General features: G+C 70.8%; 26 protein-coding genes. 16 read left to right on the plus strand and 10 right to left on the minus strand.

Annotated features, from left to right (window positions below; genetic code table 11):
* Nucleotides 1-17 precede the first annotated feature (17 nt).
* Nucleotides 18-1,016, plus strand: a complete 999-nt coding sequence (locus ACOZ38_RS31800) for an aldo/keto reductase family protein (RefSeq protein WP_405151928.1) — start codon at nt 18-20, stop codon at nt 1,014-1,016.
* A 111-nt stretch (nt 1,017-1,127) separates the two neighbouring features.
* On the opposite strand, the gene ACOZ38_RS31805 is transcribed toward ACOZ38_RS31800, so the two are convergent.
* Nucleotides 1,128-1,334, minus strand: coding sequence for a hypothetical protein (locus ACOZ38_RS31805; protein ID WP_363916499.1), 207 nt, complete (start codon nt 1,332-1,334; stop codon nt 1,128-1,130).
* Between the two features lie 260 nt (nt 1,335-1,594).
* Between ACOZ38_RS31805 and ACOZ38_RS31810 the strand changes: the two genes are divergently transcribed.
* Nucleotides 1,595-2,698, plus strand: a complete 1,104-nt coding sequence (locus ACOZ38_RS31810) for a bifunctional adenosylcobinamide kinase/adenosylcobinamide-phosphate guanylyltransferase (protein WP_424534767.1) — start codon at nt 1,595-1,597, stop codon at nt 2,696-2,698.
* A gap of 1 nt (nt 2,699) precedes the next feature.
* Nucleotides 2,700-3,470, plus strand: a complete 771-nt coding sequence (locus ACOZ38_RS31815; RefSeq protein ID WP_424534768.1) for an adenosylcobinamide-GDP ribazoletransferase — start codon at nt 2,700-2,702, stop codon at nt 3,468-3,470.
* A gap of 19 nt (nt 3,471-3,489) precedes the next feature.
* On the opposite strand, the gene ACOZ38_RS31820 is transcribed toward ACOZ38_RS31815, so the two are convergent.
* Together ACOZ38_RS31820 and ACOZ38_RS31825 are read right to left on the minus strand one after the other, a co-directional pair.
* Nucleotides 3,490-4,473, minus strand: coding sequence for a DUF1648 domain-containing protein (locus tag ACOZ38_RS31820; RefSeq protein WP_424534769.1), 984 nt, complete (start codon nt 4,471-4,473; stop codon nt 3,490-3,492).
* A complete protein-coding gene (locus ACOZ38_RS31825) occupies nt 4,470-4,817 on the minus strand; it encodes a GntR family transcriptional regulator (protein ID WP_424534770.1) in 348 nt (115 codons plus the stop codon). The genes ACOZ38_RS31820 and ACOZ38_RS31825 overlap by 4 nt, the downstream gene beginning before the upstream one ends.
* A 109-nt stretch (nt 4,818-4,926) precedes the next feature.
* Here ACOZ38_RS31825 and ACOZ38_RS31830 point away from each other — a divergent pair, with 109 nt between their 5' ends.
* The 10 genes from ACOZ38_RS31830 (at nt 4,927) to ACOZ38_RS31875 (ending at nt 17,214) form a co-directional block, all read left to right on the plus strand.
* Entirely contained in the window at nt 4,927-6,465 is a 1,539-nt protein-coding gene (locus ACOZ38_RS31830; RefSeq protein ID WP_424534771.1) for a leucyl aminopeptidase, read from the plus strand.
* Between the two features lie 167 nt (nt 6,466-6,632).
* On the plus strand, nt 6,633-8,012 hold the full coding sequence (gene lpdA / locus ACOZ38_RS31835) for a dihydrolipoyl dehydrogenase (protein ID WP_424534772.1): 1,380 nt from the start codon (nt 6,633-6,635) through the stop codon (nt 8,010-8,012).
* Between the two features lie 30 nt (nt 8,013-8,042).
* Nucleotides 8,043-9,521 carry a 2-oxoglutarate dehydrogenase, E2 component, dihydrolipoamide succinyltransferase gene (gene sucB / locus ACOZ38_RS31840; protein WP_405139195.1) on the plus strand — a complete coding sequence of 493 codons (1,479 nt, stop codon included), beginning with the start codon at nt 8,043-8,045 and terminating at the stop codon, nt 9,519-9,521.
* Between the two features lie 163 nt (nt 9,522-9,684).
* Nucleotides 9,685-10,614, plus strand: a complete 930-nt coding sequence (locus tag ACOZ38_RS31845) for a TIGR01777 family oxidoreductase (RefSeq protein WP_424534773.1) — start codon at nt 9,685-9,687, stop codon at nt 10,612-10,614.
* Between the two features lie 97 nt (nt 10,615-10,711).
* Nucleotides 10,712-11,449 (plus strand): Type 1 glutamine amidotransferase-like domain-containing protein, encoded by a 738-nt coding sequence (locus tag ACOZ38_RS31850; protein WP_424534774.1) that lies wholly within the window; start codon nt 10,712-10,714, stop codon nt 11,447-11,449.
* Between the two features lie 56 nt (nt 11,450-11,505).
* Nucleotides 11,506-12,204 (plus strand): lipoyl(octanoyl) transferase LipB, encoded by a 699-nt coding sequence (lipB, locus tag ACOZ38_RS31855; RefSeq protein ID WP_405152097.1) that lies wholly within the window; start codon nt 11,506-11,508, stop codon nt 12,202-12,204.
* Between the two features lie 75 nt (nt 12,205-12,279).
* A complete protein-coding gene (gene lipA, locus ACOZ38_RS31860) occupies nt 12,280-13,209 on the plus strand; it encodes a lipoyl synthase (protein ID WP_405139202.1) in 930 nt (309 codons plus the stop codon).
* 72 nt (nt 13,210-13,281) lie between these two features.
* Nucleotides 13,282-15,666, plus strand: a complete 2,385-nt coding sequence (locus tag ACOZ38_RS31865) for a beta-glucosidase family protein (RefSeq protein ID WP_424534775.1) — start codon at nt 13,282-13,284, stop codon at nt 15,664-15,666.
* Between the two features lie 55 nt (nt 15,667-15,721).
* Entirely contained in the window at nt 15,722-16,399 is a 678-nt protein-coding gene (locus ACOZ38_RS31870) for a DUF4191 domain-containing protein (protein ID WP_424534776.1), read from the plus strand.
* Nucleotides 16,399-17,214, plus strand: a complete 816-nt coding sequence (locus ACOZ38_RS31875) for a class I SAM-dependent methyltransferase (protein ID WP_424534777.1) — start codon at nt 16,399-16,401, stop codon at nt 17,212-17,214. Before ACOZ38_RS31870 ends, ACOZ38_RS31875 begins: the two co-directional genes overlap by 1 nt.
* A 127-nt stretch (nt 17,215-17,341) precedes the next feature.
* Here ACOZ38_RS31875 and ACOZ38_RS31880 read toward each other — a convergent pair whose 3' ends face one another.
* Nucleotides 17,342-17,800: an RDD family protein gene (locus tag ACOZ38_RS31880; RefSeq protein ID WP_424534778.1), complete on the minus strand. Its 459-nt coding sequence runs from the start codon at nt 17,798-17,800 to the stop codon at nt 17,342-17,344.
* A 143-nt stretch (nt 17,801-17,943) separates the two neighbouring features.
* Between ACOZ38_RS31880 and glnA the strand changes: the two genes are divergently transcribed.
* On the plus strand, nt 17,944-19,368 hold the full coding sequence (glnA, locus tag ACOZ38_RS31885) for a type I glutamate--ammonia ligase (protein WP_405139211.1): 1,425 nt from the start codon (nt 17,944-17,946) through the stop codon (nt 19,366-19,368).
* Between the two features lie 63 nt (nt 19,369-19,431).
* Here glnA and ACOZ38_RS31890 read toward each other — a convergent pair whose 3' ends face one another.
* Nucleotides 19,432-19,569 (minus strand): hypothetical protein, encoded by a 138-nt coding sequence (locus tag ACOZ38_RS31890; RefSeq protein WP_424534779.1) that lies wholly within the window; start codon nt 19,567-19,569, stop codon nt 19,432-19,434.
* An 84-nt stretch (nt 19,570-19,653) separates the two neighbouring features.
* Nucleotides 19,654-20,256: a phosphotransferase gene (locus tag ACOZ38_RS31895; RefSeq protein ID WP_424534780.1), complete on the minus strand. Its 603-nt coding sequence runs from the start codon at nt 20,254-20,256 to the stop codon at nt 19,654-19,656.
* A 531-nt stretch (nt 20,257-20,787) separates the two neighbouring features.
* Here ACOZ38_RS31895 and ACOZ38_RS31900 point away from each other — a divergent pair.
* Nucleotides 20,788-21,279: a hypothetical protein gene (locus tag ACOZ38_RS31900; RefSeq protein ID WP_424534781.1), complete on the plus strand. Its 492-nt coding sequence runs from the start codon at nt 20,788-20,790 to the stop codon at nt 21,277-21,279.
* A gap of 307 nt (nt 21,280-21,586) precedes the next feature.
* Here ACOZ38_RS31900 and ACOZ38_RS31905 read toward each other — a convergent pair whose 3' ends face one another.
* The 3 genes from ACOZ38_RS31905 to ACOZ38_RS31915 form a co-directional block, all read right to left on the minus strand.
* Nucleotides 21,587-21,832, minus strand: a complete 246-nt coding sequence (locus ACOZ38_RS31905) for a hypothetical protein (RefSeq protein WP_424534782.1) — start codon at nt 21,830-21,832, stop codon at nt 21,587-21,589.
* Between the two features lie 197 nt (nt 21,833-22,029).
* Nucleotides 22,030-23,331, minus strand: a complete 1,302-nt coding sequence (locus tag ACOZ38_RS31910) for a glycoside hydrolase family 18 protein (RefSeq protein ID WP_424534783.1) — start codon at nt 23,329-23,331, stop codon at nt 22,030-22,032.
* A 380-nt stretch (nt 23,332-23,711) separates the two neighbouring features.
* Nucleotides 23,712-23,864: a hypothetical protein gene (locus tag ACOZ38_RS31915; protein WP_424534784.1), complete on the minus strand. Its 153-nt coding sequence runs from the start codon at nt 23,862-23,864 to the stop codon at nt 23,712-23,714.
* Nucleotides 23,865-24,224: 360 nt separating this feature from the next.
* On the opposite strand from ACOZ38_RS31915, the gene ACOZ38_RS31920 reads away from it, so the two are divergent.
* Nucleotides 24,225-24,407, plus strand: a complete 183-nt coding sequence (locus tag ACOZ38_RS31920; protein WP_405139245.1) for a hypothetical protein — start codon at nt 24,225-24,227, stop codon at nt 24,405-24,407.
* 70 nt (nt 24,408-24,477) lie between these two features.
* Here the strand turns inward: ACOZ38_RS31920 and ACOZ38_RS31925 are convergent, their stop codons facing one another.
* Nucleotides 24,478-25,443 (minus strand): polysaccharide deacetylase family protein, encoded by a 966-nt coding sequence (locus ACOZ38_RS31925; protein WP_424534785.1) that lies wholly within the window; start codon nt 25,441-25,443, stop codon nt 24,478-24,480.
* Nucleotides 25,444-25,519: the final 76 nt, after the last annotated feature.

Consider the following 25,519-nt stretch of genomic DNA (forward strand, 5'->3'; position numbering starts at 1 on the left):
CGGCTAGTGTCGGTCGCATGCAATTTCGCCATCTTGGCCGCAGCGGTCTCAAAGTCAGTGAGATCAGCTACGGCAACTGGATCACCCACGGTTCCCAGGTCGAGGAGGACGCCGCCAAGCAGTGCGTCAGCGCGGCCCTGGACGAGGGGATCACCACCTTCGACACCGCCGACGTCTACGCGGGCACCCGGGCCGAGGAGGTCCTCGGCCGCGCGCTGAAGGGCGTCCGCCGCGAGTCCCTGGAGATCTTCACGAAGGTCTACTGGCCGACCGGCGCCGGGCAGAACGACCGGGGCCTGTCGCGCAAGCACATCACCGAGAGCATCAACGGCTCGCTGCGCCGCCTGCAGACCGACTACGTCGACCTCTACCAGGCGCACCGGTACGACTACGAGACGCCGCTCGAAGAGACGCTGAAGACCTTCGACGACCTCGTGCGCCAGGGCAAGGTCCTCTACGTGGGCGTCAGCGAGTGGAAGGCCTCGCAGATCGCCGACGCGCTCAGGATCGCCGACGAGATGGGCTTCGACCGCCTGGTGTCCAACCAGCCCCAGTACTCCATGCTGTGGCGCGTGATCGAGGCCGAGATCGTGCCGCTGTGCGAGAAGGAGGGGGTCGGGCAGATCGTGTGGTCCCCCATCGCGCAGGGCGTGCTCACCGGGAAGTACCTGCCGGGGCAGCCCCCGCCGCAGGGATCGCGGGCCACCGACCCCACCGGGTCGGGCTTCATCACCCGCATGCTCGGCGACGACGTGCTCACCCGGGTGCAGGACCTCAAGCCCATCGCGGCCGACCTCGGGCTGACGATGGCGCAGCTCGCGGTGGCGTGGGTGCTGCACAACCCGAACGTCTCGTCGGCCATCGTCGGGGCCACGCGGCCGGAGCAGGTGCGCGACAACGTCAAGGCGTCCGGGGTGAAGCTCGACGACGACGTCATCGCCAGGATCGACGACGTGCTCGGCCCGGTCGTGGAGCGGGACCCCGCCCGGACCGAGAGCCCGGCGGCCCGGCCGTAGTGATAGTGGCGTTAAAGGCGCGACCGTAAAGGCGTCACGGGCCCCTTGCGTTCCCGGTCACTTGACAACATTCGTCACACGGGCCACAGGAATAGGCGAGGGGCCCGGCCGTCACTCGGCACGCAGGGACATCCCGCCGTACTCGACCTTGTCGTCTTCCAGGAGCGAGACCTGCTCGACTCCGGAATTCAGAAGGGTTCGCCAGTTTTCTCCGAGCCATGACTCCGCATCGGCCTGACTTGGAAAGATCTCGCGCGGAAGCGGGCCGTCCGTAACCTCACCACCATTAGCATTTTCATATCGCCAGCGCCAAGTCATGCCATACGCTCCTTTTCGTGGGGTTTGCCCAATGCCTTCAACAGGCTGTGCAGACCCTATCTCCTGGAGTGTGCCGCAGATCTTGCCGTGAGCGCGTCGGGACAGGCCAGACGGGCCAGGAGAACCAACGGGACGAGCCGTAGCGCGAGACCCACCGAGGATGGAGGCCGACTCATGCCGCCCACGTTCCGTCTCCCGGCGCCCGCCGCCGGACCCGGACTCGCGACGGCGGCCGAGCCCCTCCCCGCGGTCAGGGCGTAGTGAAGGTACTGCTCTCCGGCACGGCCGGGCCCTATGGGTGGCCCGAGCCCGCGTGCGGCTGCGCCTCCTGCGGCCGGCTGTCCCCCGGCCACCGGCTGCCGACCGCCATCGTGCTCGACGACGTGGTGCGGCTCTCGCCGCCCGCCGGCCTCCCGCTCGCGCCCCCCGCCACGCTTCCCAAGGGCTATCGGATGATCGTCACGCCGGACGGCTACGCGGTGAGCGGCCCCGACCGCGGCCGGGTCCTGCACGCCGTCTCGCCGGACGACCAGTGCGGGTCTCCCTCGCCGAGCTGGGCGGAGGAGGCCTACGACCTGGTGCTCATCGACCTTCTCGACCACCCTCAGCGCCTGGGCGACCTGCGGCGGCGCGGGCTCGTCACCGCGCGGACCCAGGTGGTCGCGATCCACCTCGACCACCGCCTGCCCTCGGAGGCCGAGGTCGGCCGGCGCCTGGCGTACTGGGGAGCCCAGGTGGTCGACGACGGCACGATCCTCGACACGCGCCGGCCGGCGCCGGCCAGGACGCTCGCGCCGAGACGGGCGCTGGTGCTCGGGGGCGCCCGCTCGGGCAAGTCCACCGAGGCCGAGATGCGGCTGATGGCCGAGCCCGACGTCACCTACGTCGCCACCGGGCCGACCGGCGGGAGGGACGCCGACTGGCTGGCCAGGGTGCGCGCCCACCAGCGGCGCCGCCCGCCGTACTGGACGACCATCGAGACCACCGAGCTGGAGGCGCTGCTCAGGTCGGAGACCGGCCCGCTGCTCGTGGACGGCATAGGCACCTGGCTCGCGGCGGTGTTCGACGGGTGCGGCGCGTGGGGGGATCCCGCGCACGACCGTCCCAGGGGACGCAAGCCCGGCCGGTTCGGCACGGCGCTGGACGCCGTCGCGGCCCGCTGCGACGACCTGGTGGCGGCCTGGCGGCAGACCCGGGCACAGGTGGTGGCGGTCAGCGACGAGGTCGGCCTCAGCGTGGTGCCCGCGACGGCCAGCGGGCGCGTGTTCCGCGACGCGCTCGGCCGCCTGAACCAGCGGCTGGCGGCGGAGTCGGAAGAGGCCGTCCTCGTCGTGGCCGGCCGCGTCGTCCCCCTTTCCGCCTGACATGGCCGCGACCGACGTCCCGGAGGAGCCGGTGGCCGCGGGGCTGCGCCTCGCCGTCGGCACGCTGAGCATCTGGCCCGTGGGGGTGCCTCGCGTCGACCGCACGACCGCCGGCTGGGCCATGACACTGGCGCCGCTGGTCGGGCTGCTGCTCGGCCTCGCGGCGGCGGCCGTCATGGCCGTCGCCGCGTTCCTGGTCTCGCCGCTGCTCGCGGCGGCCCTGGCCCTCGGCTCGCTCGCCGTGCTGACCCGCGGCCTGCACCTGGACGGCCTCGCCGACCTGGCCGACGGCCTCGGCAGCGGGAAGCCGGCCGACCGGGCGCTTGAGATCATGAAGCGCTCGGACATCGGGCCGTTCGGCGTGGTGACGCTGGTGTTCACGGTGCTCGCCCAGGCCGCCGCCGCGGCCGAGGCCGGGCCGGCCGCGCTAGTGCTGGCCTGCGTCACCGGGCGCCTGGCCCTGACGTGGGCCTGCCTGGCGGGCGTGCCCTCCGCCCGGCCGGGCGGCCTCGGCGCCATGGTGGCCGGGACGGTGCGCCAGAGCACCGCGATCATCGCCACGGCCGTCACCGTCGTGGCGGCCATGGCACTCGGCCTGCTCACTGGCGGCCCCGTGACCTATCCCCTGGCGGTCGCGGCCGGGCTCGGCGCGGCGTGGGCGCTCCGGGCCCACGCCACCAGGCGGCTCGGCGGGATCACCGGCGACGTGCTCGGCGCGCTGGTCGAGGTGGCCACCGCCACCGCCCTGGTCATCTGCGCCGCCACTCCCTGACCCGCCTGAAAGCGGGTGGTCAGGCGGCGTCCGATCGTTCGGCGATGAGGGCGTTCAGCAGGGCCGCCCCGTGAGCCGCGTCGTCGACGGTGATCCCGAGCTCGCCCCCGGAGGGGTAGCGGACGACGAGGCACTCGCCGCCGCGGACCATGATCGTGGCGCTTCCCGGTAGCCCCCGCAGCCCCCAGCCGCCGACCTGCAGCGGATGACGCTCCTCGGCCCTCGCGCTCTGGATCCTTCTCAGGGCGAGCTTGCGGCTCGGCCAGCGGAACGGGCCGAAGGAGATGACCACGCCCTGGTCGCTCACCCGGACCCGGACCGTGGACACCGCGAGCCCTATCACGCCGATGACGGCGAGCGAGCCGGCCGTGAACCTTAGGCCGTCGACCCCGACGGTGAGGCTGGACAGGGCGAGCACCAGGGCCCCCACCAGGCCCACGACCCCGAGCGCCACCGCCCCGGGGTTCGACGCCGAGGACATCCACACCACCCGCTGGCCCGGCCGCAGCCGCATCCTGGGCTGCTCCACCGGCTCCCGGGCGTACGGCTCGTCCGGCCCGGGGGAGGCGGCCAGCCAGCCGAGAGCGCCCCCGGCCACCGCGGCGCCGACGGCGAGCAGTACCTGCCAGTCGAGCCGCCCGGCGGCGTGCCAGCCGGGGCGGTCGAGGTTGGCGGCGAGCAGCATGCCCTGCAGGGCCGCCACGAAGCCGCCTCCGCCGCCGAGCATGGCCCCTGCCGCCCTCCGGCGCGCCCTGTGCAGGACGCCGTCCCGGCGAAGGAGCGAGAACGACGCGACGGCGGCGATCAGCGCCCAGGTGCCCACCTGCGTCAGGAGCGCCACCCAGAAGGACATGGCGCCGTTCGGCTCCCCCGAGGTGTCCCAGTGCGTGGCGAGCGGCTCGGGCAGCCGGTCGCGCAGCACGAGGGGGACGGCGACCAGCGCACCGGTGACCGCCGCGACCCACGCGCCGGCCACCAGGAGGAACCTCGGCCGGTGGCTCATGACAACTCCTTGATGATCTCTATGACGTCTTCGGGGCGGAAGCCGTACCGGTCGGCCTCTTCGAGCAGCTCCCGCGACCTGCGCAGGAGGACCTCCCGCCCGTCGGGAGGCCGGAGCACCGACACCCCGCGACCCCGGCGGAACTCGAGCACCCCCTCGTCCCTCAGGTCGCGAAGGGCGCGCAGGACCGTGTTGGCGTTCACACCGAGCGCGGCGGCGAGCTCGCGGGCGGAGGGCAGGCGCTGCCCGGGAAGCACGGATCCCGAGGCGACGGCGCGCCTGACCGCCCCGGCCACCTGCTCGTGGAGCGGCCGCGGATCGTTCAGGTCGAGCGTAAGTAACATGATGCTAGTTACATTAGCACCATTCATACCAATCGGCGAGATGGTGCTAGATCGGGTAGCATCATCGGCGTTTACCCAGGTGAGGAATTCGTAGGACGAACCCTCGTTTATGCGTACGGGGCAAGCACGGCTAGCATCGGCCTACGTGACGACAGTGCGACTTAACGCTTTTGACTCGGGGTCGGTGGAAACCGACGCCCTCGTAGTCGGCATCAATGCCTCTTCCGACGGCCCCCGTCCCGCGCCCGGTGCGGAATCCCTCGACACCGCGCTCGGCGGCGGGCTCTCCGCGACGCTGAGCGCGCTCGGCTTCTCCGGCAAGGCCGGCGAGATCGCCAAGATCCCGACCTTCGGCGCGGGCCCCGCGCCCGTGGTCGTCGCCGTGGGCCTCGGAGACGCTCCCGCGCAGAGCGGCGCGTACGACCTGGAGGTCCTGCGCCGCGCGGCCGGTGTCGCCACCCGCTCCCTGGCCGGCACGGCCCGCGCCGCCCTCGCACTGCCCGCCAGGACGCCGGCCCAGGCCGAGGCCGTGGCCCTGGGCGGCCTGCTCGGCGCCTACGACTTCACCAGGTACCGCACCGGCGGTGAGGACAAGCCGCCGCTCGCCGAGATCGTCGTGCTGAGCGACGCGCCCGGCGCTGAGGTGTCCGTGAGCCGGGCCGCGACGCTGGCCGAGTCCGTCACGCTCGTCCGCGACCTCGTGAACACGCCGCCGTCCGACCTCTCGCCCGCCCGCTTCGCGGAGATCGCCGAGGAGGGCGGCACCAAGGCCGGCCTGTCGGTCGAGGTCCTCGACGAGGTGGCGCTGAAGGAGGGCGGCTACGGAGGCATCGTCGGCGTCGGGCAGGGCTCGGGCAACCCGCCCCGGCTCGTGCGCCTGGGCTACACCCACCCCGAGGCCGACACCACCCTGGCGTTCGTCGGCAAGGGCATCACCTTCGACTCCGGCGGCCTGTCGCTCAAGCCCTCCGCGTCCATGGCGTGGATGAAGTCCGACATGGGCGGCGCCGGCGCGGTGCTCGGCGCGCTGCTGGCCATCGCCAAGCTGGGCCTGCGGGTCAACGCCGTCGGCTACCTCTGCCTGGCGGAGAACATGCCGAGCGGCACCGCCCAGCGCCCCTCCGACGTGCTCACCACCTACGCGGGCAAGACCGTCGAGGTGCTCGACACCGACGCCGAGGGCCGGCTGGTCCTGGTGGACGGCATCGCCCGCGCCGGCGAGGACAACCCCGACATCATCGTCGACGTGGCCACCCTCACCGGCGGGCAGATCGTCGCGCTCGGGTGGCGCACCTGCGGCGTCATGGCCTCCGACGACGAGCTGCGCGAGGAGGTCGTCGACGTGGCCGTGGCCCAGGGCGAGGCCGCCTGGGGCATGCCGCTCCCCGAGGAGCTGCGCAAGGGCCTCGACTCCCCGATCGCCGACATCGCGAACCTCAACCCGGAACGTTCCGGCAGCATGCTGGCCGCCGGCATCTTCCTGCGCGAGTTCGTCCCCGAGGGCGTGCGCTGGGCCCACGTCGACATCGCGGGGCCGGCCTTCAACAAGGAGGCGCCGCACGGGTACACCCCCAAGGGCGGCACCGGGATGATCACTCGTACCCTGATCGCGCTGGCCGAACGTCACCAGGCGGGCCGCGAGGCATGATGAGCGCAGGACGCGAACGGCCGCGAGGCCTCCGGCCGCGACCGGCGGCCAAGCGCGTCACATACACGCGAGACAAGTGAAAAGATGCTGTTGGGCAGGCCGGGCACCCCGTGAGAGCGGTTACGACCCGGCCCTGAGGGCCCACCGATCCGACAAGGAGCTTTCCAGTGGCTGATGGCAGCGGCCCCTTCGACATCGTTGTCCTGGGCGGCGGTAGCGGTGGCTACGCCTGCGCCCTGCGAGCGGCCGAGCTAGGCAAGTCCGTCGCGCTGATCGAGAAGGACAAGATCGGCGGCACGTGCCTGCACAGGGGATGCATCCCCACAAAGGCGCTTCTGCACGCGGCCGAGGTCGCCGACGAGACTCGTGAGGCCACGAGCGTGGGCGTCAAGGCCCGCTTCGAGGGCATCGAGATGAGCGGCGTCCACGCCTTCAAGGACAAGATCGTGAACCGCGCCTGGAAGGGCGTCCAGGGCCTCCTCAAGAGCAGGGGCGTCACGATCATCGAAGGCGAGGGCCGGCTGGCGGGGCCCAACCGCGTCATCGTGGGCGACCAGGCCGTCGAGGGTCACAGCATCGTGCTGGCGACCGGCTCCGTGCCGAAGTCCCTTCCCGGCCTCGACATCGACGGCGAGCGGGTCATCACCAGCGACCACGCGCTGAAGCTCGACCGCGTCCCGTCCTCGGTGATCGTTCTCGGCGGCGGCGTCATCGGCGTCGAGTTCGCCTCCGTCTGGAAGTCGTTCGGCTCCGAGGTCACGATCATCGAGGCCCTCCCCCACCTGCTCCCGCTGGAGGAGGAGTCCAGCTCCAAGCTCCTGGAGCGCGCCTTCCGCCGCCGGGGCATCAAGTACGAGCTGGGCACGCGCTTCGAGAGCGTGAAGACCACCGACACCGGCGTCGTCGTGACGCTGGAGGGCGGCAAGACCTTCGACGCCGAGCTGCTCCTGGTGGCCGTCGGCCGTGGTGCCGTCGCCTCCGGCATGGGCTTCGAGGAGACCGGCATCGCGATCGAGCGCGGCACCGTCGTGGTCGACGAGTTCTGCCAGACGAGCGTGCCCGGCGTCTACGCGGTCGGCGACCTGATCCCGACGCTCCAGCTGGCGCACGCCGGCTTCGCCGAGGGCATCCTCGTCGCCGAGCACATCGCGGGGCTCGCCCCCGTCCCGATCGACTACGCCGGCGTGCCGCGCATCACCTACTCCGACCCCGAGGTCGCCTCGGTGGGCATCACGTCGGCCGTCGCCAAGGAGCGGGGCTACGAGATCACCGAGCTGGTCTACGACCTCGGCGGCAACCCGAAGAGCCAGATCATCGGCACCCAGGGCGCCGTCAAGATCATTTCTCAGAAGGACGGCCCGGTGCTCGGGGTCCACATGGTGGGCAAGCGCATGGGCGAGCTCGTCACCGAGGGTCAGCTGATCTACAACTGGGAGGCCCTGCCCTCCGAGGTGGCCCAGCTCATCCACGCGCACCCCACCCAGTCGGAGGCCGTCGGCGAGGCGATGCTCGCCCTGGCCGGCAAGCCCCTGCACGTACACAACTAAGCCCTCACAGGAAACGCGAGAGAAGACACCATGCCGGTTTCCGTAACCATGCCCCAGCTCGGCGAGAGCGTGACCGAGGGCACCGTCACCCGGTGGTTGAAGAAGGAAGGGGACCAGGTCGAGACCGACGAGCCTTTGCTCGAAGTCTCCACCGACAAGGTCGACACCGAGATCCCCTCCCCGTCCGCGGGCGTTCTCACCAAGATCGTCGTTGCCGAGGACGAGACCGTCGAGGTCGGCGCCGAGCTCGCCGTCATCGATCAGGACGGCTCCGCCGGCGGAGCCGCCGCTCCCGCGCAGGCCGAGCCGGAGGCCCAGGCAGAGCCGGAGCCCGAGCCGCAGCCCGAGCCCGAGCAGGCCAAGGCGCCCGAGCCCGCTCCCGCCCCGGTCTCCTCGATCCCGCAGCCGCCCGCGCCGCAGCCCGCTCCGCAGCAGGCGCGCCCGCAGGCCCCGCAGCAGGCCCAGCCCGCGACCGCGGCCCCGTCGCCCATCGCGCCCGCCGCCAACGGCGGCGAGAGCCCGTACGTCACGCCGCTGGTCCGCAAGCTCGCGGGCGAGCACGGCGTCGACCTCGACTCGCTGAGCGGCACCGGCGTCGGCGGCCGCATCCGCAAGCAGGACGTGCTCGAGGCCGCGCGCGTCCAGCGCGAGCAGGCCGCGCAGGCGCAGGCCGCCGAGGCCCAGGCCGCGCAGGCCGCCCCCGCGCAGGCCGCACAGCCCGCGCAGGCGGCTCCCGCGGCGCAGGCCGCCGCCCCGGCTCCCGAGCCGGTCCAGGCCGACACCACGCTGCGCGGCCGCACCGAGAAGATGTCGCGCATGCGGCAGACCATCGCCAAGAGGACGATGGAGTCGCTGCAGTCGTCCGCGCAGCTCACCTCGGTGGTCGAGGTCGACGTCACCAAGATCGCGCGGCTGCGCGACCGCGCCAAGGCCGACTTCCAGCGCCGCGAGGGCGTGAAGCTCAGCTTCATGCCGTTCTTCGCGCTGGCGACGGTCGAGGCGCTCAAGCAGCACCCGAAGCTCAACGCGGTGATCAACAGCGAGACCAACGAGGTCACGTACTTCGACCACGAGCACCTGGCGTTCGCCGTGGACGCCGAGCGCGGCCTTGCCTCCGCGGTCATCAAGGACGCCGGTGACCTCAACATGGCCGGCCTCGCCCGCAAGATCGCCGACCTGGCCGAGCGCACCCGCACCAACAAGGTCAGCCCCGACGAGCTGTCCGGCGGCACGTTCACGCTGACCAACACCGGCAGCCGCGGCGCGCTGTTCGACACGCCGATCATCAACCAGCCGCAGGTCGCGATCCTCGGCACCGGCGCGGTCGTCAAGCGCCCGGTGGTGCTCGACACGCCCGAGGGCGAGGTCATCGCGGTCCGCTCGATGGTGTACCTCGCGCTGACCTACGACCACCGCCTGGTCGACGGCGCCGACGCCGCCCGCTTCCTGACGACGATCAAGCGTCGCCTGGAGGACGGCCGGTTCGAGAACCAGCTCGGCCTGAGCTGACCCGCGTTCGCGGCGGGGCCCCGCCCGGCGTCCTGTGCGGCGGCGGGGCCCGGCCGCACGCGCACACGGCCCCGCCGCACGCGGGGCCGTACTGCGTTGGTCGCTGACACGCGGTGCGCGGCCGGGCCCTGGCGGCGGGGGTTCGCCGACGTAGGGTGATCACATGGCAGTCGTCGTCACCGGTTCTTCGGGACTTCTCGGTTCGGCCCTGGTCCGCGCCCTGCGCGACGAGGGCCGGTCGGTCGTCAGGCTCGTACGCCGCACGCCCGAGGAGCCCGACGAGGCCTTCTGGGACCCGCGCGAAGGCCTCCTCGACCCCACGGTGCTGGAAGGGGCCGAGGCCGTCGTCCACCTGGCCGGGGCGGGCGTCGCCGACAGGCGCTGGACCGACGACTACCGGCGCGAGCTCGTCGACAGCCGCGTCCAGGGCACCCGCACCCTGGCCACCACGATCGCCACGCTGGAGCGCAAGCCCGGCGTCCTGCTGTCCGGGTCGGCCATCGGTGTCTACGGTGACACCGGCGAGCATCCGGTGGAGGAGTCCTGGGAGCCCCCGGCGCGCCCGCGCGGCCAGGGCGGCCCGCCCGCGCGCGGGCAGTGGCTCGCCGACCTGGTCCTCGCCTGGGAGGCCGAGGTCGCGCCCGCCGAGGAGGCCGGCGTCCGGGTCGTACGGATGCGCACCGGCCATGTGCTCACCGCCGAGGGCGGTTTCCTCGGCAGGATGCTGCCGATCTTCAAGCTGGGGCTCGGCGCTCCGCTGGGCTCCGGCCGGCAGTACACCTCGTGGATCTCGCTGCCCGACTGGCTCGGCGCGGTGACCCACATCATGGCCGAGCCCGAGGTGTCCGGGCCGGTGAACCTCACGGCTCCCACGCCGGTCACCAACGCGGAGTTCACCAAGGCGCTGGGCCGTGCCCTGCGGCGCCCGACCATGCCCGTGGCGGTGCCGGGCTTCGCCCTGCGGGCCGGGCTGGGCGACCTGGCGGACGAGGGAGTGCTCATCGGGCAGCGGGTGCTGCCACGCCGCCTGCTGGAGATGGGGTACCGGTTCAGGCATCCGCGTCTCGACGAGGCACTGGCCGCCATACTCTAGGGGGCCGTTCCGGTGAAATGGGAGAGGAAGCCGCGACTCGGCCCTGTGGTCCTGGGAGCGAGGCGTACTCGACCCCCACGAGGCAGCAGGAGAGATCATGAGCAGGCTCGGCCAGTCCCACATTGTCGCCATCGGCGGCGGCTCGTTCCGTCCCACCCCGCGTCACGGCTTCCTGGAAGCCTCAGCCCTGCTCCGTTACGCGCTCGACCTGACCGGCCAGGACCGGCCGAAGCTCGGGCTGCTCGCCACCGCGACCGGTGACGACGCCGACTGGCTGCTGAAGATGTACGGCTCGTTCCGAACATGGGACGTCGAGGTGAGCCATCTCACGGTGTTCCCGATGCCCAATGTCGAGGATCCCCGGGAGTGGATCCTGGAGCAGGACGTCATCTACGTCAGCGGGGGAAGCGTCGCCAACCTGGCGGCCCTGTGGCGGCTGCACGGCCTGGACGAGGCCTTCGAGGAGGCCTGGCGGTCCGGCGTGGTGCTGTCGGGGCAGAGCGCCGGGGCGCTGTGCTGGCACGTCGGCGGCAACACCGACTCCTTCGGCCCCACCCTGCGCCCGTGGTCCGAGGGCCTCGGCCTGCTGCCCTACTCCTGCGGGGTGCACTACAACTCCGACCCGCAGCGCCGCACCCTGCTGCACGAGTCGATCGCCTCGGGCGAGCTCCCCGAGGGGTACGCCGCCGACGAGGGCGTGGCCCTGCACTACGTCGGCCGCGAGTTCATCCAGGCCGTCACGGTCGACCCCAAGGGCTACGCCTACAAGATCGAGCGTGACGACGAGGGCCGGGTGAAGGAGTTCCGCGTCGAACCTCGCCTGCTCACCACGTGACCTCGCGTTAGGCTGGCCCCGTGAGTGAGCGCGCCGACCAGGCCAACCAGGAAAGCATCGCGGGCGGCGGGGCTGGCAGGCTCGCGCTCGTCCGCCTCGGAGTCGACGTCCCCTACGAGCAGGCGTGGGAGCTCCAGCGTGAGGTCCACGCCCGCCGGGTCGCGGGTGTGATCCCCGACACGTGCCTCATGCTGGAGCACGCCCCGGTCTACACCGCGGGCAAGCGCACGAGTGCCGAGGAGCGCCCCGTCGACGGCACCCCCGTCATCGACGTCGACCGGGGCGGGAAGATCACTTGGCACGGTCCCGGCCAGCTCGTGGGCTATCCCATCGTCAGGCTGACCGAGGCGCTCGACGTCATCGCGTACGTCCGCCTGCTGGAGGAGTCGCTGATCCAGGTGTGCGCCGACTTCGGCGTGGTGGCGGGCCGCGTCGCGGGCCGCAGCGGCGTCTGGGTCGCCGGCGATCCCGCCAGCGGCCTGCCCGACCGCAAGCTGGGCGCGATCGGCATCCGGGTGGCCCGTGGCGTGACGATGCACGGCTACGCGCTCAACTGCGCCAACGACCCGAGCTGGTTCAACCGCATCATCCCGTGCGGCATCAGCGACGCGGGGGTGACGTCGCTGTCGGCCGAGACCGGGCGGCGCATCACGGTCGACGAGGTCCTCCCCTTCGCCGAGAAGCGGCTGGCCGAGGCGCTCGGCGCCGAAGGCCTCGACGTCCAGGAGGAGGACCTCCTGTCCGGCCGCATGTGACCGGCCGGTCAGGCCGTCCCCACCTCGGAGGACCCCGCGCCCGGTCAGCGGGCGAGGAGACGTAAGCTTGAGCGCGTGACCGTTGCTCCTGAAGGCCGTAAGCTCCTCCGCCTGGAGGTGCGCAACAGCCAGACCCCCATTGAGCGCAAGCCCCCGTGGATCAAGACCCGGCTCAGGAACGGGCCGAACTTCAACGAGATCAAATCACTCGTGAAGGGCGCGGGCCTGCACACGGTGTGCCAGGAGGCCGGCTGTCCCAACATCTCCGAGTGCTGGGAGGACCGCGAGGCCACCTTCCTCATCGGCGGTGACCAGTGCACGCGCCGCTGCGACTTCTGCCAGATCGACACCGGCAAGCCCGCCGAGTACGACAGGGACGAGCCGCGCAGGGTCGCCGAGTCCGTGGTGCAGATGGGCCTGCACTACGCCACCGTCACCGGCGTCGCCCGTGACGACCTGCCCGACGGCGGCTCCTGGCTGTACGCCGAGACCGCGCGGCAGATCCACGCCATGGTGCCCGGATGCGGCGTCGAGCTGCTGGTGCCCGACTTCAACGGCCACCGCGACCAGCTCGAAGAGGTCTTCTCCAGCCGTCCCGAGGTCTTCGCGCACAACATCGAGACCGTGCCGCGCATCTTCAAGCGCATCCGCCCGGCCTTCCGCTACGACCGCTCCCTCCAGGTCATCACGATGGCGCGGGAGGCGGGCCTGGTCACCAAGTCCAACCTCATCCTCGGCATGGGCGAGGAGCGCGAGGAGATCGTCCAGGCGATGCGCGACCTGCACGCCGCCGGGTGCGACCTGCTGACCATCACGCAGTATCTCCGCCCGACGCCGCGCCACCACCCCGTCGACCGCTGGGTCAAGCCCGAGGAGTTCGTCGAGCTCCAGCAGGTCGCCGAGGAGATCGGCTTCGCGGGGGTCATGTCCGGCCCGCTGGTCCGGTCCTCCTACCGCGCGGGCCGTCTCTACCGGCAGGCCGTCGAGGCGCGTCAGACGGCCTGAGCCGGTCGCCCTGATCGATCAGGCGCGCGTCCCTCGCGGGGCCGCGCCTGATTTCCCCTCTACGGGAGCGTCGTGGACATCGAGGAACTCATCGGCGAGCTCGACCTGCCCTCCAAGGTCCGGTTGCTCAGCGGTGCCGGCATGTGGTCGCTCCCGGCGATGCCCGAGATCGGCCTTCGCCGCCTGGTGATGAGCGACGGGCCGATCGGGGTGCGCGGCGAGCAGTGGTCCTCCTCCGACCCGTCGATCGCCCTGCCGAGCCCCACCGCGCTGGCGGCCACCTGGGACGTCGAGCTGGTCCGGCGGGCCGGGCGCCTGCTCGCCCAGGAGGCCCGCCGCAAGGGCGTGCACGTCCTGCTCGCCCCGACGATCAACATCCACCGCAGCCCGCTCGCCGGCCGCCACTTCGAGTGCCTCTCCGAGGACCCCCTGCTCACCGGCGAGATCGGCGCGGCGTACGTCGAGGGCGTCCAGGAGGGCGGCGTCGCCACCACGCCCAAGCACTTCGTCGCCAACGACTTCGAGACCGAGCGGTTCACCGTCAACGTCGTGGCCGGCGAGCGCGCGCTGCGCGAGATCTACCTGGCGCCGTTCGAGCGGGTGGTCCGGGCCGGCGCCTGGGGCGTCATGGCCGCCTACAACTCCACCAACGGCACCACCATGACCGAGCACGGCGCGCTCCTGCGGGGCGTGCTGAAGGGCGAGTGGGGCTTCGACGGGTTCGTCGTCTCCGACTGGACCGCCACGCGCTCCACCGAGGCGGCCGCCCTGGGCGGGCTGGACGTCGCGATGCCCGGCCCGTACGGCCCGTGGGGTGACCGGCTCGTCGAGGCCGTCCGGCAGGGGCGGGTGCCCGAGAGCGTCGTGGACGACAAGGTGCGCCGCGTGCTGCGCCTGGCCGAGCGGGTCGGCGCACTCGGCGACGCCCCGCCGCGCGCTCTGCCCGCCCCGGCCGACGGCAGGGCCCTCGCCCGCGAGGTCGCCGCCCGCTCGTTCACCCTGCTGCGCAACGAGGGCGGCCTGCTGCCGCTGCGGGGAGTCCGCAGCGTCGCGCTGATCGGGTCGGCCGCGGCCGAGGCCCGCATCATGGGCGGCGGCAGCGCGCAGGTCTTCCCCGACGAGATCGTCTCCCCGCTGCGGGGGCTGCGCCGCCGCGAGGGGGTCGACGTGCGCCACTCGCTCGGCAACGAACCCCGCGTCCGCCTCGCGCCGCTCGCCGCGCCCGCCCGGGCGCTCTTCCTTTCCGCCGATGGCGAGACGCTGGCCGAGCATCCTCTGCGCACCGCCGAGGCCCGCTGGATCGGCGAGCTCCCGCCCGGCGTCGACGCCTCCCGCATGGCCGCCGTGGAGCTCCGCACGGCCTTCACCCCCGAGGTGTGCGGGCCGCACCAGTTCTCGATCTCGGGCGCGGGCGTGTTCACGCTGGCCGTGGACGGCCACACCGTACTGGACGAGACGATCCTGCCTCCGGACGGCGACCCGCTGTCGGGCTTCCTCGCCCCTCCCGAGCGCCGCATCGTCGTCGAGCTGGAGGCGGGCGCTCCCGTCGAGCTCGCCGTGCATCACGCGACCTCCGTGTTCAACGGCATGGGGTTCATCGCCTTCGCCCTCGGCCACGCCGATCCCTGCGCCGACGACGAGACGCTCATCGCCGAGGCCGCCGGCATCGCCGCGGGGGCCGATGTGGCGGTGGTGGTGGCGGCCACGACCACCGAGGTCGAGAGCGAGGGCTTCGACCGCACGAGCCTCGCCCTCCCCGGCAGGCAGGATGAGCTGATCTCCCGGGTGGCCGCCGCCAACCCGCGCACGATCGTGGTGGTCAACGCCGGGTCCCCGGTCGAGATGCCCTGGCTCGACCAGGTCGCCGCCGTGCTGCTGACCTGGTTCCCCGGTCAGGAGGCCGGGGACGCCCTGGCCGACGTGCTGTTCGGCGACGCCGAGCCCGGCGGGCGGCTGCCCACCACCTGGCCCGCGCGCACCGAGGACGTCCCCGTGCTCGACGTCACCCCCGTCGGCGGCGAGGTCCGCTACGACGAAGGGCTGTTCGTCGGCTACCGGGCGTGGGAGCGCACGGGCCGCGCCCCGGCCTTCTGGTTCGGGCACGGGCTCGGCTACACCACCTGGTCCTACGACAGCGTCGCGGCGACCCCGGTGACGGGCGGCGCCTCGGTGACGGTGGCGGTGACCAACACCGGCGAGCGGGCGGGGCGCGAGGTGGTGCAGGTCTACCTGTCCCGCGTCTCGTCCGCGGATCGCCCTTCGCGGTGGCTGGCGGGCTTCGACGTGGTCAGGGCGGAGCCCGGCACGACCGTCCTCACCACGGTCACCCTGCCCGAGCGGGCCTTCCAGGAGTGGACGGAAGCGGGCTGGCGCACCGCCCCCGGGGACTATACGGTCGAGATCGGACACAGCGTGGCCGACCGGCGACTGACGGCGACCCTTACGGTCACGGTCTGACCGGTCTTCAGGTCACGTTTTCCTTTCTTCAGCTCCGCATTTGTATCCTTTAACCATGGCCAAGCCCGCAGACCCAGAGCGCCCGGGGCGCATCAAGCAACTCCGGATGATCGCCCAGATCATCAAGAAGGCCAACCCCAAGGGGATGCCGATCGTCTACGCGTCGGCGGTCGCCACGCTGGCCGTCTTCGTCGTCCTCGGGCTCGTGACGGGCCTGGTGTGGCAACTGTCCGTCCTCGGCGTCATGGTCGGCATCACGGTCGGCATGGTGATCTTCGGGCAGCTCGCCCAGCGGGCGCAGTACTCCATGCTCGGCGGGCAGCCGGGCGCCGCCGCGGCGATCCTGCAGAGCATGCGCGGCAACTGGCAGGTCACCCCCGCCGTCGCGGTCACCCGCGACCAGGACCTGGTGCACCGGGCCGTGGGCTACCCCGGCGTCGTCCTGGTCTCCGAGGGCCCCGGCGCCAGGGTGCAGAAGATGCTCGTGGCCGAGAAGAAGCGCGTCCAGCGGGTCGCCATCGACGTCCCGGTGTACGACATCCAGTGCGGCGACGGCGAGGGTCAGATCCCCCTCAAGAAGCTCCAGCGCCACCTGATGAAGCTCCCCCGCAACCTGAAGAAGCCCGCGGTCTCCGAGGTCAACTACCGCCTCAAGGCGCTGCCGCAGTCGATTCCCGTGCCGAAGGGCCCGATGCCGAAGGGCGCGCGCATGCCCCGCGGCAAGATGCGGTGATGCCGGGCACCTCCGGAGCCGACCGGCGCGCGGTGGGCGACGAGCCGACCGTACGCGCCAACCGCCGCTGGTGGGATTCCGCCGCGGACGAGTACCAGGCCGAGCACGGCGGGTTCCTGCGGGACGCCGGCTTCGTCTGGTGTCCCGAGGGGCTCGACGAGGCCTCCGCGCGGCTGCTGGGCGACGTGCGCGGCCGGCGGGTCCTGGAGATCGGCTGCGGGGCCGGGCAGTGCGGGCGGTGGCTCACCGGCCAGGGGGCCGAGGTGGCCGCGTTCGACCTGTCCCGCCGTCAGCTCCAGCACTCACGGCGCATCGACGAGGAGCTCGGCACGCGGCTGCCCGTGGTCCAGGCGGACGCCGGGCGCATCCCCTTCGCCGGCGGGTCCTTCGACCTCGCCTGCTCGGCGTTCGGCGCGCTGCCGTTCGTCGCCGACGCGGGGGCCGTGCTGGCCGAGGTCCGCAGGGTCCTGCTGCCGGGCGGCCTGTTCGTCTTCTCCGTCAGCCACCCGATCCGCTGGGCGTTCCCCGACGATCCGGGGTCGCGCGGCCTGACCTCCGACCGGTCGTACTTCGACCGCTCGCCGTACGTCGAGCACGATGATCACGGCGAGCCCTCGTACGTCGAGCACCACCGCACGCTGGGCGACTGGGTGGGGCTCATCGCGGAGTCCGGCCTGACGCTCACGTCGCTCACCGAGCCGGAGTGGCCCTCCGGTCACGACCGCACGTGGGGCGGCTGGAGCCCGCTGCGCGGCCGGCACATCCCCGGCACGGCGATCTTCTCCTGCGTGAACGGCGGCGCGCGCCCCGCCTAGCCGCGGCCACTCCGGCCCGTACGACCGGACCGCTCCCGCCCGCCCGACCGGCCTCGGCCGCTCCGGCCCGTACGGCCGGACCGGGCTCCCCCCGTACGACCGGCCCCGGCCGCTCCGGCCCGTACGGCTAGCCGCGGACGACGACGGTGCCGGCGGCCTTGTCGTGGAGGCCGCGCTGGTCGCGGTCCCAGACCAGGGCGGGCACGGCGAGGCAGAGCAGCAGCGTGCGCAGCAGCACAGCGCCGAACGCGGGCCTGCCGCCGTCGAGGGCGGCCACCCTGATGCCGAACAGCTTCATGCCGAGCGTCGAGCCGATGGTGCCGACCAGCACGATGTACTCCAGGGCGAAGACCCCGAGGCCGACCCAGCCGGCGCTGCGGGGGTCGGCGCCCAGCAGGCCGCGGGTGATCGCCCAGGTGCAGATCAGCCAGTCGACGGTGATCGCGCCGAGCCGCCTGCCGAACCCGGACACCGACCCGGCGCCCTCCTTCGGAAGGCCCAGTCTCTCGCCCGGATAGCCGAGATCGACGCCTGTGGCGCGGGTGCCGCTGATCCACGTCTGCGTCCATCTCGGTTGCTTGTTCATGCAGGTAAGATACCGAGTGGCCGCGTTGGTCCTTCCAGCGGCACACCCCCCTCCGCTTAACATCGGCGAAACAAACGAGACATGGGGTGGAAACGGCACAGGCCTACCTTCGAGTCTGCAAGCCCGTGCCCCTGGGAGGTTGGATGTTCAGCTCCGCCGACGACGTCCTGAAGTTCATAAGGGACGAAGGGGTGCAGTTCGTCGACGTCAGGTTTACCGACCTGCCCGGCACGACGCACCACTTCACCTTCCCCGTGGAAAACTTTGGCGCCAGCGTCTTCACTGACGGTCTCATGTTCGACGGATCTTCGATCCGCGGGTTCCAGGCCATCCACGAGTCGGACATGTTGTTGCTGCCCGACCCGTCGACCGCCGTGCTGGACCCGTTCCGTCAGCACAAGACCCTCATCATGAACTTCTTCGTCCACGACCCGCTGACCGGCGAGGCCTACAGCCGCGACCCGCGCAACGTCGCTCGCAAGGCTGAGGAGTACCTCAAGGGCACCGGCATCGCGGACACCGCGTTCTTCGGCCCCGAGGCCGAGTTCTACATCTTCGACGATGTGCGCTTCGCCAGCAGCTCCAGCGAGGCCTACTACCACATCGACTCGATCGAGGGCGCCTGGAACACCGGCAAGGCCCAGGAGGGCGGCAACCTCGGGTACAAGCCGCGCTACAAGGGCGGCTACTTCCCGGTGCCGCCGATGGACCACTTCACCGACCTGCGCTCCGAGATGGTCCGCCGCCTGATCGACTCCGGCATCGAGACCGAGATGCAGCACCACGAGGTGGGCACCGCCGGCCAGGCCGAGATCGACTTCCGGTTCGGCACGCTGCTCAAGACCGCCGACAACCTGATGCTGTACAAGTACATCATCAAGAACACCGCGGTCGAGTACGGCCACACGGTCACCTTCATGCCCAAGCCGCTCTTCGGGGACAACGGCTCCGGCATGCACTGCCACCAGTCGCTCTGGAAGGACGGCGAGCCGCTCTTCTACGACGAGGTGGGCTACGCCGGCCTGTCGGACATGGCCCGCTACTACATCGGCGGCCTGCTCAAGCACGCGCCGGCGCTGCTGGCCTTCACCAACCCGACGGTGAACTCCTACCATCGCCTGGTGCCGGGGTACGAGGCGCCGGTCAACCTGGTCTACTCCCAGCGCAACCGGTCGGCCTGCATCCGCATCCCGATCACGGGGTCGAACCCCAAGGCCAAGCGCATCGAGTTCCGCGTGCCCGACCCGTCCTGCAACCCGTACTTCGCGTTCGCGGCACAGCTCATGGCGGGCCTCGACGGCATCCGCAACAAGATCGAGCCCGCGCAGCCGGTCGACAAGGACCTCTACGAGCTTCCTCCCGAGGAGGCCGGCGCGGTCCCGCAGGTGCCCGGGTCGCTGCCCGAGGTCCTCGCCGCGCTGGAGGCCGACCACGAGTTCCTCCTCGAAGGCGGCGTCTTCACGCCCGACCTGATCGAGACCTGGATCGCCTACAAGCGCGAGAACGAGATCGACCCGATCCGCCTCCGCCCCCACCCGCACGAGTTCGAGCTCTACTACGACGTCTGAGCCCCTGAGCTTCTGACCTGTGTAAACACTGGCGGTTGAGCCGCCAGGGCACACACAGGGCACTCAGGCCTCCCGCGAAAGGCCGTCGACCGTCCCGCCATTGAGGGCACGCTCGACGGCCTTTCGCATGCGCTCCTCCCCCGACGGCATGAAGTGTGTGTAGGTCCGCAGCGTGAACCCGGGGTCCTCGTGGCCGGACACTTGGCGCGCCTTCTTCGAGTTCGCGCGCGAGGAGATCGGCATTCTCGTCTACAGCGGACTCTTCCTCGCCGAGCCCGCGCAGCCTCACATCCGGGATCTCAGCACGTCGACCTCACAGCCCGGCGCGAAGGGGTCGAAGCCGTGCTCGATCAGCCAGCGAACTGCCAGCAGGCTTCGCAACGACCACCACGCGTGGATCACGTCGAGGTCGATGTCGGTGCCATAGCCGGCGATGACGTCGTCGAGGTGCTCCTCGTGTCCGAGCGTGAAGGTGGCGAGGTCGTACAGGGCATCACCCTGGCCCGCCTCGGACCAGTCGATGATGCCGGTGACCTCGTCGCCGTCGACGAAGACGTGCGCGATCTGCAGGTCGCCGTGTGTGAACGCCGGAGTCCACGGCCGGAGCGCGGCCTCGGCGACCTGGCGGTTGCGGGTGACCAGGTCGGCGGGCAGGACGCCGTTCGTCACGAGCAACTCGCACTCGTCGTCGAGTTCCGCCGCCAGCGCGACGATGCTCCGGCCGGCCCGGCCCGGCCCGGCAGGGGCGGCAGGGGCGCTTCGTGCAGCTTCCGGATGGCGGCGCCCGCCGCGGCCCACGCCGCCAGCGACCCGGTCGACGGCCCGCCGAGGCGCCCAAGCGTCGTCCCCGGGAGTGCGGCGATCGCGAGCACGGGCGGCTTGCGCCACAGGACCTCCGGGGTCGGGACCGGCGCGAGGGACATCGCCTCGACCTCGACGTCGATGCGCGCCTGATCGGCGTCCACCTTCAAGAACACGTCACCGACGCGCAGAGTCGCGCGCTCGGAATGGGCGACGACGACTTTGACCTCATCCATGGGCGACCAGTATCCCGGGGATGATCGCCGACGTCGCCAGGTTTATCGCGTGCGATTACGCGGCTGACCGCGTCCCGCCACCCGGCGGCCTCGTGCACGACACCGACCTCTGACCAGGTCAAGCCCACCACTTTTGTTAGGCGTCCTAACGCGGCCGCCGCCCCGTCCCGGCACTGGACCTTCACCTCGGGATGCTCATGCTCTGCTGTGTCTAACCTCGGGCTTTCATGGCGAATATCGCCAGCCTTGAAGGTAGGGCCATCCGGATGAGTTCAGGCCCCGCCAAATCGTCGTTCACGACCCACGACGGATTTGATACGTTCACGTGCGTCGCTTCCTATAACCGTGCCCGCACGGTCACCCCCCGAGACAAGGACGGCACATGAGCATCATCCGCGGCGCACTAGCCGCCACCGCCGCTATGGTGGCAGCCCTCACCCTGTGGGCGGCGCCTGCCCACGCCGATATCGCACCGCCCCAGCCCTTCTACGCCGACTCCACGAACCCCTACCTCGACACCTGCCCCCACGGGACCACCAAAGGAACCCTCCTTTGGTCCACGCCTGGGCCCGTCGCGCCCTTCGCGGTTGAAGTTAGCGGCGAGGTCGTCGACCGGCCAACCCCCGACGGCACCACACCGGGCTGCGCCCTCGACGACTACTCCAGCACGGCAATCTTCACCGCGTACAGCGGCAGCGCCGTCGTCGGCTACAAGACGGTGACGGTCGACAATGGCGTCAAGGGATTCCAGTTCACCCTCGGCGGCAACAGCACCGCCTCAGCCCTGACTCGGCTAACGGTCCAGGTATGCCGCAATCCGGTGCACACCCTGCCGCCAAGCTACTGCGGCAAGACCGTCACATACGCGGGATAACGCACTTCGTCGATGCCGCCGGGCAGGCCCTCCTCCACCTGCCCAGCGGCATCTGTCGCGGTCAGCTGCAGGCCGGCTGAACCTTGCACCCGCCGACGCGCTGACCAACGGCTCGTATTCGAGGTTCGCTGGACGTCCGGCCGACCAAACTGCCCGAGTTCGGCGTGTCGGGCAAGACACGCCGCCCGTCCGCAACGTAGGTCCGGACAGCGCAAGACCAGGTGCAAAGTTTGCCCGAACGGGACAACGACTCTGTACCGCTTCAAAACCCATCACATGCGGCTTGAGCTGGGACTCTCTGGAGCGGCTACGCGGCTCGGTGATACTCGTTGATCAGCCCGCCGAGCACCTCCCGACGCTTGATCCGCCCCTCCAGCGGAACGACGGTCCGCTCATCGTGATCGGGTGATCGCTGCTGTCGGGATTGGTGCGGCCGACGACCGTTGTAATGATCGACATACTCGATCAGCACCGACCGCAGATGCCGCTCGTCGACATTCTTGATCGCTTCGCTTCGACCCAGTAGCGCCAGCCAGCCGAACAACCGAATCATGAGTAAGTAGAGGAGACGGAGAGCCACAAGAACCGATCTTGCCCGCACTGCCACCTCAGGTCGGCCTGCGGGTCAAGCACCCTGCGACGACTTTTGAAGCGGTACAGGCACCCGGGCGAACTGTTCGCCCAGGCAGGGTTGCCCTATGACCGTGATTTCCTGCGCGCCGTCGTCGGACCGGCGTGATCGGATCGAACCTACTTCAGCTCGTTCCAGAGTGCGGTGGTGAGGGAGGCCTGGGCGTCGTCGCCGTCGAGGGACCACATCATGGAGCCGCCGAGGCCACGGGCCTTGATGTACTGGGCCTTCTGGGTGAGCAGCGTGGGGTCGTCGTAGCTCCACCAGTTGCTGCCGTCGTAGAGCCAGAGGGCGCCGATCGCGGTGTCGCGGTAGCGGGTGCCGCGGTTGGCGACGATCTTCTTGTAGTCCTCGGTGCCGTTCTCGTACGTACCGCGGGCGGGCCCGGTGGAGGTCTGGTAGAGGCCGTTGCTCGTGTTGGGGACGCCCTTCCAGCCCTTGCCGTAGGCGGGGACGCCGACGACGATCTTGCCTGCGGGGGCGCCGCGGGACAGGTAGGCGCCGACGGCGGCGTCCACGCTGAACTTCTCCGCTGACGGGTCGTTCGGGTTGGAGTAGAGGTTGGACTGGTGGCCGGTCCTGCTGTTCCACGGCCCGTTGAAGTCGTAACCCTGCACGGTGGCGAAGTCGAGCGAGGAGAAGACCCCCGGCACCCCTACCCCGGCGTCGATCTTGGCGGGGTCGGCGGGGAGGAACGCCGTCAGGTAGTAGTGCCTGCCGGTCTGCGCGCCGTACTCGTCGAGCTGGCGGCGGAGCTCGGCCAGCAGCAGGGTGAGGTTCTGCTTGTCCTCGGGGCGGACGACGTTGCCGACGTTGCCCTCGGAGCCGGGCCATTCCCAGTCGATGTCGATGCCGTCGAAGACGCCCGCGCCGGAGCCGGGCCCGCCGTGCGGGGAGGTGCCGATCTTGGGGAGGTTGCCCTTGAGGTACAGGTCGATACAGGACGCGGCGAACGCCTGGCGGGAGGCGGGGGTCAGAGCGGCGTTGGAGAAGTACTTCGACCAGGTCCAGCCGCCCAGGGAGATCAGCGCCTTCAGGCCGGGGTGCTTGGCCTTGAGCTTTCTGAGCTGGTTGAAGTTGCCAGCCAGCGGCTGGGTGACGACGTCTCCGACTCCGTCGACCGACTCGCCCGCCTTGAACCGTTTCTGGTAGTCGGCCCACGCGTCGCCCACTCCGGCCTCGTTGGCCTCGAAGCACAGGCCCTGCTCGCTGACGTTTCCGAACGCGTAGTTGATCGTGGTGAGCTTGGAGGCAGCGCCGCTGGTGTCGACGTTCTTGACGAGGAAGTTCCGCTGGTAGATGCCCCACTGGGCGAAGTAGGCGACCCGCTCGTAGGCGACGGCCGCGCTCGCGGGGGCGATCGACGGCAGGAGGCTTGCGGCGACGACGCAGGCGGTGGCTAGTCGGCGGAACAGAGACATGGACGCCTCCCGGGCGACTCGTCCCCCAAAATGCTTAAGAAAGCTTCCTAAATATTAAGTGTTGATCGGGTAAGCCGCAACGGTCAGGACTCCACCGGACGTTCTGGGGACATCTTGTATACGGGGAAGGAGACTCAGCGGGGACGCAGCGTCCCCACTCGCGTGCTTTCTCCTCTGTGATGTGAGTACGTGGCAAAGCGAAACGCCCCGTCCTCCCGGAGCAGGACGGGGCGTTCGCGGCTGTGAGATGAGACGGTCAGTCGGCCGTGGATAACGAGCTGATCGCCAAGAACCCCTGCGCGTTAAGGCGCGTCAAGGCTCCCGCCGGTCGCGTTTCTCCATCGGAGACTTGCGACCGGCGGCCTTTCGTGTGCGGGGTGTCAGCGACGGCGGCGCGGTGGGGTGGTGGGCCGGTGGGTCTTGGGGTCGACGACGGGGCCCGGGTTTATGGGGTTGCCGATGACGCCCGAGGTCAGCTTGGTCACCGCCTGGAAGAGCTCCTGCACGAGCGACTTGGTGCTCTTGCTGGTCATGGTGGGTTCTCCTTGAGGAGGGATGTCCATCGGGTCTATATCATCAATGATCTCACGATATGTCGTGATTCACTCTGCGTCCACGGCGACGTGTTGGGCCGTTCCGTCACGGCCCGGCGACGTCCGCGCGTTCTTCGCCGCCCGGCGCTGAGCCGCCCGGCGCTGAGCCGCCCGGCGCTGAGGGGCTTGGCCAGCCGAGGGGCCTGGTCAGGGGGCGGGCATGGCGGCATATACGCTCATAGAGTCACCTCAAGCCCGGCGTACCGGCGGCTCTGGCTCAGGAAGCCTCCATGGGAGCCCCGACGTTATGGTTCTTGTGGGCAGGCGAAGGCACGGCTGCCCCTATCGAGAGGCAGTTCATTGTTTGGTCGCAAGCCCATCGAGGAGCGACTGGCCGAGCGCCGCGCCCAGTTGCCACCCCTCAAGGAGGGGGAGCATTTCGAGCACGGGCCGGCGAAGTTCATATTCGTCTTCCTGCTCGTGTTCCTCGTGGTGGCCCACCTCATCGGGCTGGTCGTCCTCATGGCGCTGGATCTGCACTGACCCGCGCTGATGACCCGCGCCGATCCGGGTCGACCACCCGCCGATGACCTGCCGGCCTTTGACGGGGCTGTCAGTAGGGCAGGGAGTAGCGGGTGATGCGTGGGGCCGCGTAGGGGTTCTTGAACTTGGGGTAGGCCACGGTGTTGATGTCGCCGTCGGAGGTGTAGCGGTCCTCGGGGTGGGCGTTCAGCCAGTCGAGCCAGGCCGTGGAGCAGAACCTGGCGCAGTCGCCGACCTTGTCCATGGCCCTGATGCGCGGGATCCCGAGCGGGTCGAAGTCCTTGCTGAAGGGCGAGGCCGCCGGGGTGTAGCCCGCCAGGAAGACCCCGTTGTAGTTGTAGCGGACGTCACCGGCCGAGCCGCGGATCGCCCAGTCCTTGGTGCTCGGCTGGTTGCCGTACGGCAGGGCGAGCGTGGCCGGGGCGTCCTTGATCAGTGAGGTGATCAGCTTGTGGCCCGCGGTGATCTGCTCGGTGACCTGCTCCTTGGTACGGCCGCGCAGGTTGAGGTGGTCGCGCGTGTGGTTGCCGATGTCGTAGCCGTTGTCCCGCAGCCACCCGAGGACCTGCGCCTGCGCCTCAGGCCCGAACGTCCCGAACATGTCCTTGATGACATAGAAGGTGGCGACCGGCCGGAAGCCCGGGTGCTTGTGGGCGACGTCCCTGAGGATGCCGACGGCGGTGTCCGGCTTCGGCGCGCCCGAGCCGTCCAGCGTGAGCTGGGACGGCGAGGAGTCGTCGAAGGTCAGCACGACCGGGTGCGTGCCCGCGGGGATGCCGATCCTGCCGGTGGTGTACTCCTTGGCCGTGATCGGGACGTAGCCGTCCTTCGCCAGCCGCTCCAGCTCGGTGCGGAACTGCTCCGGGGTCCGGTCGTCCGGGCCGGCGGGCTTGGCCACGATTCGGTGGTACATGAGCACGGGTATCTGGCCGAGCTCGTTGGCCTTGACCTTGGCCGCCCGCGCCATCGCCGCCTTGCGTGCCTCCTGGGCGTTCGCCGGCTTGGCCGACTTGCCGGACGCGGCGGGCTGCGCCACGACCTTGGTCTCTCCTTGCATGCACCCGGCTAGCGCGATCACGCTGAGTGACAGAACTCCGATACCGCGTATCCCG

It is taken from the genome of Sphaerisporangium viridialbum, assembly GCF_049674955.1.
Taxonomy (GTDB): Bacteria; Actinomycetota; Actinomycetes; order Streptosporangiales; family Streptosporangiaceae; genus Sphaerisporangium; species Sphaerisporangium viridialbum.

Coding starts and splice junctions, on each gene's coding strand:
- ACOZ38_RS31870 (WP_424534776.1), top strand. CDS start 15,722: ATGGCCAAGCCCGCAGACCCAGAGCGCCCGGGGCGCATCAAGCAACTC.
- sucB (WP_405139195.1), top strand. CDS start 8,043: ATGCCGGTTTCCGTAACCATGCCCCAGCTCGGCGAGAGCGTGACCGAG.
- ACOZ38_RS31830 (WP_424534771.1), top strand. CDS start 4,927: ATGCGTACGGGGCAAGCACGGCTAGCATCGGCCTACGTGACGACAGTG.
- ACOZ38_RS31800 (WP_405151928.1), top strand. CDS start 18: ATGCAATTTCGCCATCTTGGCCGCAGCGGTCTCAAAGTCAGTGAGATC.
- ACOZ38_RS31910 (WP_424534783.1), bottom strand. CDS start 23,331: ATGTCTCTGTTCCGCCGACTAGCCACCGCCTGCGTCGTCGCCGCAAGC.
- ACOZ38_RS31850 (WP_424534774.1), top strand. CDS start 10,712: ATGAGCAGGCTCGGCCAGTCCCACATTGTCGCCATCGGCGGCGGCTCG.
- ACOZ38_RS31825 (WP_424534770.1), bottom strand. CDS start 4,817: ATGTTACTTACGCTCGACCTGAACGATCCGCGGCCGCTCCACGAGCAG.
- ACOZ38_RS31915 (WP_424534784.1), bottom strand. CDS start 23,864: ATGACCAGCAAGAGCACCAAGTCGCTCGTGCAGGAGCTCTTCCAGGCG.
- ACOZ38_RS31845 (WP_424534773.1), top strand. CDS start 9,685: ATGGCAGTCGTCGTCACCGGTTCTTCGGGACTTCTCGGTTCGGCCCTG.
- ACOZ38_RS31875 (WP_424534777.1), top strand. CDS start 16,399: ATGCCGGGCACCTCCGGAGCCGACCGGCGCGCGGTGGGCGACGAGCCG.
- ACOZ38_RS31880 (WP_424534778.1), bottom strand. CDS start 17,800: ATGAACAAGCAACCGAGATGGACGCAGACGTGGATCAGCGGCACCCGC.
- ACOZ38_RS31805 (WP_363916499.1), bottom strand. CDS start 1,334: ATGACTTGGCGCTGGCGATATGAAAATGCTAATGGTGGTGAGGTTACG.
- ACOZ38_RS31820 (WP_424534769.1), bottom strand. CDS start 4,473: ATGAGCCACCGGCCGAGGTTCCTCCTGGTGGCCGGCGCGTGGGTCGCG.
- glnA (WP_405139211.1), top strand. CDS start 17,944: ATGTTCAGCTCCGCCGACGACGTCCTGAAGTTCATAAGGGACGAAGGG.
- ACOZ38_RS31905 (WP_424534782.1), bottom strand. CDS start 21,832: ATGATTCGGTTGTTCGGCTGGCTGGCGCTACTGGGTCGAAGCGAAGCG.
- ACOZ38_RS31815 (WP_424534768.1), top strand. CDS start 2,700: ATGGCCGCGACCGACGTCCCGGAGGAGCCGGTGGCCGCGGGGCTGCGC.
- ACOZ38_RS31900 (WP_424534781.1), top strand. CDS start 20,788: ATGAGCATCATCCGCGGCGCACTAGCCGCCACCGCCGCTATGGTGGCA.